This is a genomic window from Enterobacter soli ATCC BAA-2102 (assembly GCF_001654845.1).
GTDB lineage: Bacteria > Pseudomonadota > Gammaproteobacteria > Enterobacterales > Enterobacteriaceae > Enterobacter > Enterobacter soli.
The window spans coordinates 47,199-58,563 of record NZ_LXES01000054.1; the positions used below are offsets into that span (position 1 = coordinate 47,199).

12 protein-coding genes and 3 pseudogenes are annotated in these 11,365 nt (G+C 50.2%); all 15 read left to right on the forward strand.

All coding sequences use genetic code 11. The features are described 5' to 3' along the window. Nucleotides 1-49: 49 nt before the first annotated feature. The 15 genes and pseudogenes from M987_RS24565 to M987_RS23120 all read left to right on the forward strand — a co-directional run bounded on the left by M987_RS24565 (nucleotide 50) and on the right by M987_RS23120 (nucleotide 11,071). Nucleotides 50-990: pseudogene (locus M987_RS24565) on the forward strand (IS3 family transposase). A gap of 27 nt (nucleotides 991-1,017) precedes the next feature. Further along, nucleotides 1,018-1,363 (forward strand): annotated as a pseudogene (locus M987_RS24365) (IS630 family transposase); the annotation flags it as partial. Nucleotides 1,364-1,720: 357 nt separating this feature from the next. After that, nucleotides 1,721-3,367, forward strand: coding sequence for a methyl-accepting chemotaxis protein (locus M987_RS23055; protein ID WP_049796701.1), 1,647 nt, complete (start codon nucleotides 1,721-1,723; stop codon nucleotides 3,365-3,367). 168 nt (nucleotides 3,368-3,535) lie between these two features. Continuing rightward, nucleotides 3,536-3,889 (forward strand): hypothetical protein, encoded by a 354-nt coding sequence (locus M987_RS23060; protein ID WP_014063840.1) that lies wholly within the window; start codon nucleotides 3,536-3,538, stop codon nucleotides 3,887-3,889. 484 nt (nucleotides 3,890-4,373) lie between these two features. Further along, nucleotides 4,374-4,709 carry a hypothetical protein gene (locus M987_RS23070; protein ID WP_128738951.1) on the forward strand — a complete coding sequence of 112 codons (336 nt, stop codon included), beginning with the start codon at nucleotides 4,374-4,376 and terminating at the stop codon, nucleotides 4,707-4,709. Nucleotides 4,710-5,436: 727 nt separating this feature from the next. Next, nucleotides 5,437-6,408 (forward strand): plasmid segregation protein ParM domain-containing protein, encoded by a 972-nt coding sequence (gene parM, locus M987_RS23075; RefSeq protein ID WP_080562865.1) that lies wholly within the window; start codon nucleotides 5,437-5,439, stop codon nucleotides 6,406-6,408. 2 nt (nucleotides 6,409-6,410) lie between these two features. Beyond that, complete coding sequence (locus M987_RS23080) at nucleotides 6,411-7,082, forward strand: plasmid partitioning/stability family protein (protein WP_014063844.1); 672 nt, start codon at nucleotides 6,411-6,413, stop codon at nucleotides 7,080-7,082. 3 nt (nucleotides 7,083-7,085) lie between these two features. Continuing rightward, nucleotides 7,086-7,349 (forward strand): hypothetical protein, encoded by a 264-nt coding sequence (locus M987_RS23085; protein ID WP_014063845.1) that lies wholly within the window; start codon nucleotides 7,086-7,088, stop codon nucleotides 7,347-7,349. A 373-nt stretch (nucleotides 7,350-7,722) separates the two neighbouring features. Next, nucleotides 7,723-8,190 (forward strand): hypothetical protein, encoded by a 468-nt coding sequence (locus M987_RS23090; protein ID WP_014063846.1) that lies wholly within the window; start codon nucleotides 7,723-7,725, stop codon nucleotides 8,188-8,190. Between the two features lie 451 nt (nucleotides 8,191-8,641). Then, a pseudogene (locus M987_RS24815) lies at nucleotides 8,642-8,887 on the forward strand (DNA methyltransferase); the annotation flags it as partial. Further along, on the forward strand, nucleotides 8,884-9,105 hold the full coding sequence (locus M987_RS23100; RefSeq protein WP_014063848.1) for a hypothetical protein: 222 nt from the start codon (nucleotides 8,884-8,886) through the stop codon (nucleotides 9,103-9,105). The pseudogene M987_RS24815 and the gene M987_RS23100, both read left to right, overlap by 4 nt. A gap of 54 nt (nucleotides 9,106-9,159) precedes the next feature. Then, on the forward strand, nucleotides 9,160-9,582 hold the full coding sequence (locus M987_RS23105; protein ID WP_014063849.1) for a DUF1380 family protein: 423 nt from the start codon (nucleotides 9,160-9,162) through the stop codon (nucleotides 9,580-9,582). 356 nt (nucleotides 9,583-9,938) lie between these two features. Further along, on the forward strand, nucleotides 9,939-10,370 hold the full coding sequence (locus tag M987_RS23110; protein ID WP_014063850.1) for an antirestriction protein: 432 nt from the start codon (nucleotides 9,939-9,941) through the stop codon (nucleotides 10,368-10,370). A 42-nt stretch (nucleotides 10,371-10,412) separates the two neighbouring features. Continuing rightward, nucleotides 10,413-10,823: a hypothetical protein gene (locus M987_RS23115; RefSeq protein WP_014063851.1), complete on the forward strand. Its 411-nt coding sequence runs from the start codon at nucleotides 10,413-10,415 to the stop codon at nucleotides 10,821-10,823. A gap of 50 nt (nucleotides 10,824-10,873) precedes the next feature. Continuing rightward, nucleotides 10,874-11,071, forward strand: coding sequence for a hypothetical protein (locus M987_RS23120; RefSeq protein ID WP_014063852.1), 198 nt, complete (start codon nucleotides 10,874-10,876; stop codon nucleotides 11,069-11,071). Nucleotides 11,072-11,365 lie beyond the last annotated feature (294 nt).

Genomic DNA, 11,365 nt, shown 5'->3' on the forward strand with positions numbered 1-11,365 from the left:
TAGTAGACACACTGCTAAGTGAGTTAACTCTCAACCAGAGGTGGCTCACATGACAAAGCCTGTATCGACTACCAAAAAGCGACCGCCTGGATTTCGTCACGAAGCCCTGAAACTGGCTGAACGGGATGAGGGGCTGGCTATTCTCCAAAAGGCCGCGAAATCATCTGGCTGAGTTCAGTATCAAAGCCATGTGCAGTGTACCCCTGGTTGCCCGTAGCTTCTGGTAGATCTGGCTTCAGCGCCGTCATCAGATAAACCGGCGTCAGCAGTTCCGTCTTGTCTGTGATAATGTCGTCCGGGAGGCATTCAGTGACGCAAAACAGCGCTATGGTGCGCCATGTCTGATGGATGAGCTTCGAGTTCAGGGATTGGTGTATAACATAAAAACCGTGGCGGCCAGCCTGCGCCGGCAGGGACTGCGGGCGAAAGCTTCGCACCTGTTCAGCCCGGTCAGTTACCGTAAGCATGGTCTGCCAGTATCAGAGAATCTGTTGAAGCAGGACTTTTACGCCAGGGACCCGCATCAGAAGTGAGTAGGAGACATCACGTATCTTCTCACTGGTCAAGGCTGGCTTTATCTGGCCGTGGTTATCGACCTATAGTCGCAGTCAGTCATTGGCTGGTCGATGTGCTCGCGGATAACAGCAAAACTTAACTGCGATGCGTTACAGATGGCTTTGTGGCGGCGTAAACGTCCAGAAAATGTCATCGTGCATACAGACAGAGGTGGTCAGTACTGTTCAACGGATTACCAGAGCTTATCTGCAGGGCAGTATGAGTGCCAAAGGCTGTTGTTACGACAATGCCTGTTCGGAAAGCTTCTTCCACACACTGAAGGTGGAATTTATCCACGGAGAGGATTTTGCCAGCTAGGAAGTAATGCGGACAGCAGTGTTTAATTATATCGAGTTCGATTACAATCGGTGGCGTCATCACAGTGCCTGTGGCGGTCTCAGTACGGAACAATTTGAAAATCAGAACCTAGCTTAGGGTCGTGTCAACATTACGCGGGTAGGATCACCCGTCTTTTATGAAGATGAGGTCGATATACATTTTCATCCCAAAATCGGTGCAGACTGGCAGGTACGCGGACAACAAAAACGCGTGGTAACACCGGGGCAGAATGAAAAATATTATCTTGCCAGCTGCGCTGGCTGAAGCAAAAACCGAAGTTTAGGATAATTTACCAGTCAGTTTACTGGCCGTGAGTAAATCATGTTGAGCGGCTATGGTCGGCACTGCATGACACACTAACTCGTAATCATCAGTGCCGTTCAATGAGAAACTGTTGAAAAAGGTAAGACATTTTATGGAAACCGTTAGTCCATTCCCCGGAGGAAAACATTTTCTGGCAAAAGTGTAGCGATATTAGGCGCAGCTATTTAGCGATCAGATGTCACCGACAGAATATGAAAACCAATATTATCAACGGTTCGGAAGTGCCTAGATTATCCTTGGCGATTCTCGTACTTCATAACTTGACTATTGACTAATTTACTGAAATTCCCAGGATGTGCTGCTAATTTAATATAAGGCATGACATCTACTATTTCTGTCATGTTAATTTTTTAGTAAAAAAAAATAAAATCCTTTATCCAGGAGATTATAATATATTTCGCACAGCTTAATTCGAAAAGTATGAGCATACTGTATTTGATGCTATCAAATCATGATTTAGAGCACATTTATGGATTTTTTATTACAGAAATGGAACTGTATTATGAATGTTTTTAACTGGAAAATTGGAACCAGACTTGGTGGTGGATTTTGTCTTCTGCTGGCATTACTCATAATGGTTAGCATTTTATCCTTAACTTCATTATTAAGCTTAAGAAATGATGCCACAGCAATAGTTGAAAAATACTATCCAACTACGGTTATCGCTAATCACCTTATTGACGGGGTAAACAAAAATTACACTCTGACATATCAGGCGGTCGCTGCCACCGATGATAATGAGCGGAAATTGATCATATCGGAGCTTGATAAACAAACGGCTCTAAACCACGAACTCATGCAGCAACTAAAAAAAGACATTGGAGGTGAAGGGGGCAGGGCAGAAAAAGAACTTGATGAGGTCATGGAGTCCAGCGATAAACTTGTTAATGCAAGTAACCATGTATTCGAAGCACTGAATGCAGGCCATGTTGACGAAGCTAAAAGGCAATTGAATTCTGAAGCTGTTCCCTTATCTGAAGATCATATTAAGCAGATAACAGATATCATCAGTTACTCAAATGACATGATGAAAGAAGGTCATGATGACATTATCAAGACATATTCCAAATCCCTGCGGCTAATCATTTCCATGGTTGTTTTGAGCCTGATAACCGGTAGTTTAATTTCATGGATCTTGACACGCAGCATTCTCAAGCCTGTGCAGGAAGCGTTATCCGCTATTGAAGCATCCGGGCGAGGTGATATGAGAACGACGTTCAGGAAGGACTATCATTCGGATGAGACAGGCCAGTTGCTGAGTGGTTTAAAAGATACCGTAGTAAACATCAGCTTCATGCTTAATCAAGTGCGAACGAGTGCGCTTTCAGTTTCTGCGGCCTCTTCACAAATTGCGACTGGTAACCAAAACTTATCAGCCCGAACTGATGAGCAAGCAAGTGCCCTGGCAGAAACAGCATCAGCACTGGAACAACTGACAGCAACTGTAGGCAACACGGCCGAAAATGCACGGCACGCACAACAACTTGTCAGTGACAGCTCTGATATAAGAAAACGTAGCAGTGAGATGATGGATAACACAACCCACCAGATGGAAGGCATTCATAATTCTACCAAGAAAATGTCTGACATCATTTCCGTCATTGAGTCGATTGCCTTTCAGACAAATATTCTTGCACTGAATGCAGCTGTTGAGGCGGCCCGTGCCGGGGAATCAGGACGTGGTTTTGCGGTCGTTGCCGGTGAGGTACGCAGTCTGGCGCAGAAGAGTGCGACTGCGGCTAAAGACATCAAAGTTCTCATTGAAGAGTCGATAGTCCAGACCGAGGTCGGACGTAAACTTATCATTAGTGCTGCATCGGTAATGAATGAAATGACTCAGAATGCACTGAGCGTGGATACATTTATTAATGAGATTGCGCGCGCTGCGGCTGAACAGAGTGAAGGAATAAGCCAGATTAATCTGGCAGTAAACCAACTGGATACGACTACACAACAGAATGCTTCTCTGGTTGAAGAGTCTGCAGGCGCAGCTCACTCAATGGCAGCCCAGGCAAACGAACTGACCAGGCTGGTAAATCAGTTCTCTTTGCGCGAAGAAATAGAAACCGACGCGACATCAATAATGCGTGCAGAAGTAAAGCAGGAGAAAAAGGTCATAGGCCAAGATACCAATTGGGAAAAATTTTAAGCACAACTGCCATATCTGTCCATTCTGCTGGCTGAACTAAAGATGATGTAAGTGACCTGAAATATATTTCTGTTCAGTGCATGGCCCTTGGGCTCATAGGGCCATGCAAAAACTAACCAACATCAGGATACTTTAAATGTGGACAACCTGAGATTAAGGAGAATAAATATGCCTTTACAAAAGACAACGCAAATAAAAAATTCAAATTTTAAAGATATACATAAATTTATTTCCAAGGAAATGAATTGCGTCCATGATGTTATCTATACCATGAAAAACAAGGAAGTTATGGATTTTGAAAAGTACCTTTCCAATTTTGAAAAGTTTATTTTATTCTATAGTACTGTCGAACCTTACATGAAGAATGAGGAATTCATTAAATATTTAAAGAAACATGATATTGAAACCTATATACAAGTGCTTTCTATTGGAGATGGGATCGCTCTTATATCTAATTTCCTTCTCAACCTTGAGGTTTTTTTAAAGATGAAAAATAAAATTCATAGAGATGTTAATGTTTAGTTCAATAATTGAAATTATTCAAGAACTCAATACCATGTTTGTTGATGTAATAAAACAAGAATATGATTGTCATGACTCAATCCTGAGTGACCCTGGAGTTTTGCCGGAGGTTGCAGAAGTATTAAGCACACTATCAGATAGTGAAGTGGATAAACAGGTATCCATAAACCAGTTGCTTTTTATCTTAAAGCCCAGTGACTATACCATATAGATACAAGAAATACTGGCCGAACATCCTGACATGATCAATAAATTATCTCTGCATATACAGTTAGCTATGGTATATATGAAAATCAGTGTCATAAAAACTTCCTGGCAACCTGATTGACAACTACAAAATATATTTTGCAACATCTAAAATCCTATCACGGAGTATGAATGTAATGTATTGCCATGATGACCTTGTTTACCATAATGCATGTCAAAAATAATTCAGCAAACTTATTTAGAAATAATCTTTAAAAAAATCACAATGATAGGACAAATGAATATGGAAGGCGTAAAAAGTCATTATTTAAATTATAAAAAGATAGCTATAGATCTTGGTTATGTTGAAGAAATAATAAACAACATGCGTTGCAATTCATATAGTTCTCTTGATACTTACCTCAATAACATAAAAATCACTTCTGATTTTTTTGAAAAAATAAATCCATATATGAGTGACAAGAAATTTGTTGATTACTTTAAGTGCAAAGATGCTGATAAGTATATCAAAATCATTTCCATTGGAAACTCGATAGTTTTTATGACAAATCTATTAGTTAATCTTGAGCATGATTTAAAATGTAAAAAAAGAGAACTAAGCACTGCCCAGTGAGCGGGGGGGGGGGCAGTTTGGATATAGATAATTATTGTACGGTAAGCCTATTTATTTCAGCTATGTTCGAATCTTCAGCGATGGCAGTTTCTGTGGTAGGCCTGGACGCTCTGGCCATTACTTACCTCACATTACTACAAAGGATAGTTTATCAAGCCGATGTGACCTGGCAAACACATATCTGGTTGAACCTTTCAACTTGTACGGACCTGCTCCCTGTTGATTCGCGCAGAATGCTGTTAGCAATGTCAGTTCCTCGCTCATAGCGGACCTTAGTTCACGCAGAGCGTCAATATATTCCCAAGTTGTTCAAGAAAAGCACTCATACCTTGGCCAACTTATATTGAACACTTCAGACGCAATCGGATGCCGTATGCAGTACCCATACAGAGCTGACTGAATGATGGCTCGGGAATCCTCAGTTAGCCAGGTCGGCGAATAACGGATCGGTCTGTAGTGGGGGTATCTTTCCCGGGGCTAAAAAGCTGCAGTTTCATGTTACCTCCTGATTAAAAATATACTGTGCGTACATACAGTATATTTAACCGGGAAAAGATAATGCAGAAGACCCGCATTAAGAACTCTGTGAGATGTTTAAGTTACTCAAATTGATGATTGTAATCATTTTGATGATTTTTAATATCTCAATTTGAGAAAAAATGCTTTTGTTTTTTCATTTTGCTATTATGATTAGTATCAAATTGAGTTTAACGAATGGTGCATAATGATGAAGATTTTCTGCGATGATGGTTCAACAAATGTTAAGCTGGCATGGCTTGAAGGTGATGAGCTGAAGACCCGGATCTCGGCAAACTCATTCCGGCATGGCTGGAAAGTGGCGGAATTCAGTGCGGCAACGTTCAACTATCAGGTGGGGCCACTGAAATACACGTGGGACAGTGTAAGCCGGGATGCCATTCCGACGACGAACGTGGACTATCAGTATGGCGATCTTAACCTGCTGGCTGTTCACCATGCCCTGCTGAACAGTGGCCTGGAGCCGCAGCCGGTAAGCCTGACGGTCACGCTGCCCCTGAGTGAGTATTACGATCAGGACTGTCAGCGTAATGAGGTGAATATCCGCCGTAAACGGGAGAACCTCATGCGGGAACTGACGCTCAACAAAGGCTGCGCCTTCACCGTGACGGATGTGAAAGTCATGCCGGAATCACTGCCGGCAGCGTTTACCAGACTGTCTCAGCTCCAGCCCGGAGCCGGTGAAACCACGCTGATTATCGATCTCGGCGGAACCACGCTCGATGCGGGTGTGATTGTTGGTCAGTTTGATGATATCAGTGCGGTACATGGTAATCCGTCCGTTGGCGTTTCACTGGTGACACGCGCAGCGGCAGGCGCACTGCGTGCAGCAGACAGTGAAACCAGTGCCCTGATAGCGGACAGTGTCATCCGAAACCGGAATGATGGTGAGTATTTACAGCGCGTCATTAACGATGCCGAAAAGATTGATTACGTCCGGGGTAAAATTTCAGAAGCGATTGCCGCACTGGGCGCACGCGTGACCAGCGAGCTGACTGCCTTCAGGAACGTGAACCGGGTATTTCTGGTCGGGGGAGGGGCTTCCCTGATCGAAGAGGCGATACGTCTGGCCTGGCCTCTGGCTCCTGAACGTATCGAGGTTATTGGCGATCCCCAGCTGGCGCTGGCCAGAGAGATTGCCCTGTACAATAAAGAGGACTAAACGTGCCTGACGGCCTGTATTCTTTCTATCTGCACAGTGATGATCATACCGACATCGCGGCGATGGCGACCATAAACACCATCTCGCAGCCGCTGCGCGGTGAATTTATCCGGACAGTCGCCACCGCAGGTGCGGTGGTGTACCAGGCTGATCCCCGTTTACCTGCGCTAATCCCGGTGTTCTTTGACGGCCAGCTCAGCGCCGTCCGGCTTAGTGCCGTGATGGCGATGGTATCCGGAACCTGGTCATCCCTGACCGGGCTGCCGGACGAGCCTGATACCTGGAAACCGGCCGGGGAAATGCCTGCGGAGAGGGAACGCCGGCGCTACACGCTTGCACTTCAGGATGACCGGGGCAGTGAGCGGGTTGAAACCTTGCTGGCAGGGGTATCGTCACGCCTGCGCGGCGACCTGCTGAGAAACCTCATTATCACCGGGCTGGCACTGCACACCACGGCACCGGAGCTGCCGCGTCTGCTGGCCAGCCTGCCGGTGCCACCGGCCACGGTCAGTGAGCTACAGGCCATTGTCCGGCAGATGGTTCGTGCAGAGCCGGGCGGTGCGGGTATTCGCGAAGCGGGAGAGACGGAGAACGCGGTTTCGCCCGTCACCACATCACCCGGAGCGGAAACAGCCGGAATAAAGAAAAACATGCGACGGGCATTTGGAGACTAAAACATGTCAGGTATTAAACGAACAGCAGAGCAGTTCATTCACGGCCTTCTGCGTGCCCGGAATGTGCCTGAATCTCAGTGGCCTGGCCGGGTTAAGAAGATCGGGCGGGGGATGATACTGGCTGGCGTGGCCGTCGTCATTCCAGGGGTTCTGGTTGATAACATCTCCCTCCCGGTGACTATTGTGATGCAGGTCTGCTACGCCTCACTCATCGGACTCGGGGCTCTTCTGGCTTTTGACGATAAAAAGTCAAAGAGCCGATCCTGAGCAAGATTGTTCTCTTCAGGACTAAAAAAACGGCAGGGTGACATCAGTCCCTGCCGTAAGAATAGTTGCTGTTATTGTTCTGAAATTTTAGAGGTGGTTTGCGTTAAGTCAAAATATATCATCATGATTTAATACCCATATTTCCTTTCTCCTTCCTTACAGCAGACCCCGCCGTGCCTTCACGCTAACCCGGCCGCTGCGGTCACAAGGGTTCACGTTGTCGATGGCCTCACCCGTTCGCACCTTTCACGGTGCATTCAGCCCGCGAAAGGCTTGCGCTGCGGCTTGCGGCATCGCCCCTGCGCCCTCCGCTCAGAGCCCGGTTTTTGTGCCGGCACGGCGCAGACAGGTGCCGGATGCTGAGGACATAACCATGTTCAGACTGACCTGTATTGAACTGAATAACGGTGAATTTGCCGTGTATATCAACAACCATTACCTGGGGAGCGAGGATGCCAGCAGTGAACGACTGTACCTGGGTGAGATCCGGGAGCTGCTTTCCCTGCTCCCGGGCGTGGAATTACAGACCCTGCATGAAGCGGTGCCGGAGGAGGATGACTGGTGCTGGAATGACATTGCCGAGCGCGTGCTGCCGCCTCTTTCAGCCTGTCGCGATGATGTGACCGTGGCAGCGCTCATCGCGAGACTGCAGCAGTATCCGCCTGATGCGCTGTGTATGGGGACGTTCTGGCTTGAAGATGACTTTCTGTCCCTCGATAACAGCCTTACCGGAGAGGAAATTGCTGAAGCCATGCGTATCTGCGACCACAGCCATGATGCCGGCACGGGATTTAACTGGGACACACTGCAGTTTGCCATTGACCGGGTGAAGGGGCGCTGAGACAAAAAAATGGACACCTCCCGGGGAGGAAGGTGTCCCGAAATCATACATTCGTTTTAAGTGAAAACCCTTCAGATGGTTTCAGGACGGATGATCACATAACACCCCCGTATTTTCACCCGCCATATATCGCACGAAAACAGGACGCCAGCGGGCAGTCATGTCCCGGAAAAGGGTGTCGGTTCCCTCCGCGTTTATGCCGCCTCGCCGGCGGCGGGGTCCAGCGCCGTGCCTTCACGCTAACCCGGCCGCTGCGGTCACAAGGGTTCACGTTGTCGATGGCCTCACCCGTTCGCACCTTTCACGGTGCATTCAGCCCGTGAAAGGCTTGCGCTGCGGTTTGCGGCATCGCCCCTGCGCCCTCCGCTCAGAGCCGGGTTTTTGTGGCGGCACGGCGCAACAGGGTGCCGCATATCAGAGAGGGGTGTGTCTATGTCCCGTTTTATCCTGGGTGCAGAGCCTGCGTCCGCTGATTGAATCCCTGACACGCCCGGGCGCGATTGTTCTGGACCCGTTCGCCGGCAGCGGCTCCACCTGTGTGGCCGCCGCCGAAGCCAGCCGCCGCTATATCGGGATTGAAATGCTGGAGCAGTACCACGCCGCCGGCGTGCGTCGCCTGGCTCAGGTCGAACGGGCAAGAAGAATGCCGGCGGCGAACGACAGCGGATTTTATCCGGACTGGCCGGAGGCCGCATGAACTATCCGGGGCTTGAAGGTCTGCGCGCGGACGTGGCCGCGCTGAGTAATGCCATGTGCGATGTGCGGATGTTGCTGAATCGCCTCGAATCGCAGCACCGCCACGACGCGGCCACGCTGGCTGAACGTATGGCCGCCCAGAGCCTGCGTCGTATTAACACCCTGTTACTGGAAGCGTACCGCGAAGCCCTGGTGCTGGACGAAACCTTTCAGGACTGACTGACCCGGCCGGGCGAAGGCCCGGCCTCTGACACTGATAAAGAGAGAAAAGCAATGTACGGAACCCGTGAAGAACTTTGTGTGCAGCTTGAAAACATGTTCACTTTTGACGAACCCCTGACCCTGCTGATCTGGACGGAAGAGGGGATTAGCGTGGCCTGCCGTGAAAACCAGCCCGAACCGGATGTGGCCGAAATTCGTGCCGTAATGAAGGCCATCGGTGCAATAAAAATGGCGGATTACCGCCGTGAAGGTGTCACGAATTCAGACGTCAGCGGCCTCCTGGACCGTCAGCGTGAGGCTGCAAACCGGCTGGTCAGTGTGCCGGCATCCCTCCTTTCCCGCGTCCTGCGCGACTATGAACGCGAGCTGGAGCACCGTACCGGACAGGCATGGGAAGCCGGACGGCCGGATCCAGAGTCCGTGCAGGCGGCGCTAAAAGATGTGTACGCCCTCAAAGACGCACTGGCGGCCTGATAACGAGCCGGGGGAAATCCCCCCGGCAACCGGTGGCCATCCACAGCAAATAAGGATGTCAGTACCTTCCGCTTTTATCCGCCGCCGCCCGCCGGGCCGCGTCGGGACAGTAAAACTCCCCTGAAACGCCGTGCGGCGACGGCATAGCCGTGACTTCACTGTAGCCCGGCCGCATCGGCCACAAGGGTTCGCTGTCGCTGGCGTCCTCACCCGTTCGCACCCTTCACGGTGCATTCAGCCCGTGAAGGCTTTGCGCTGCGGCTTGCGGCGTCGCCCCTGCGTCCTCCGCTTTTCGCCGGTCTGTCGTGTCGTCACGGCGATGCCGGAACCGAGAATATGTTAACCGTGGAGGATGTATGAACCAGACCTTGACCCCTAGTGATGCCGTTCGTCTTGAGGGCGCGCAGCGTCTGACCTTTTTGCCTGATATGTTCGGCGGCGACTATATGACCGCTGAGGCGTCCGTGTACGCCTATGCACAGCGTTATTGCCCCGATTATCAGGGTGGTTTCTGGCAGTTTTACCGCCTGCCGGACGGCAGCGGTTTTATGGCACCGGACGTGGAGAGCGTGACCTTCTGCAATCCGGATAACTGGTTTGAGCAGACCGTCAGCGGGGACGTTGCGGGGATCATCCTCACCGCACTGGTGCTGAATCACCGCAGCTGGTTTCACAGCAACCATGACCATGAGGAGCTGTGCCGCCACTTCTGCCGCCGCCATGAGCAGCTGATGGCTTTCGCAGAGAACCATCCCGCCAGCGCCACCATCTGGCGTGCGCTTGACTGACTGACCACGGGCGGCGATGCCGCCCGAATTAAGGAGAAAGAGATGATTGGTACAGCACGAGAAATTGCCCTTGAAATGTTCCGGTGTTCCGACCTTGATGGCGAGAAATACGTTTTCGCAAGCTGGAACCGAAATGATATCCGCAGCATGTGCGTTGACTGGGATCTGAACAATGAGGATCTGGATGAAGTCATGCGCCGGCTGAGTTCCTGTCTCGAAAGTGGCGCGGACATTGGCCAGATACACGCAATCGTTGAAATCATGCTCGACGAGCGCCGCGCGAAGCGCACCGTGACTGTTCCGGCGGCCTCTCTCGAAATGGTGATGAAGCTGGCTGGCAGTGAACTGAAACGCATCGCCGATTGCGCGGAGCAGGGAGGGGGTTCTGCTGAGGACTCCCTGCAAGAAGAAAAAAAGGTCATGCTGAGCCTGTGCGCCGCGCTTGAGGCCTGAAAGGATGCCGGAAGACATGCTTCCGGCTACCCGTAAAAGAGGAGAACACCATGCAGCTTTCAACAGACACCCGTTCCATATTGCGCCAGTACAAAACGCTGATAAACGAACGACGACGCGAGGCCGGACTCAGCCCCGTCACCACGGCAAAAGTGCTGGAAGAGATATGCGAATCGGCGACCCGCCAGTGCGCCGTGTACCTGTGCGGTCACTTCATCCTTCAGGGCGGGAAGGGCGACAGTCAGTAACAGGGACGGGCGGGGCACATGCGCCGCCTGTTCGCGCGCGAAAACCCCTGTCATCCCTGCGGGCTGACGGGCGGAAAGGACAGCGCCTGCGGCGCTGCCTCACTCCGCCCCTGTATGCACTAAGTTCGATCCTGAAAACGTTGTGAGGGCAAATTGTCACAGATACTGTCCTGCGTGGCGTGGCGTGGCGTGGCGTGGCGTGGCGTGGCGTGGCGTGGCGTGGCGTGGCGTGGCGTGGTCACCGGCTATGAAACCCGATCAGCAAATTCCCTCAGAACACCTGAATCCCGCTTC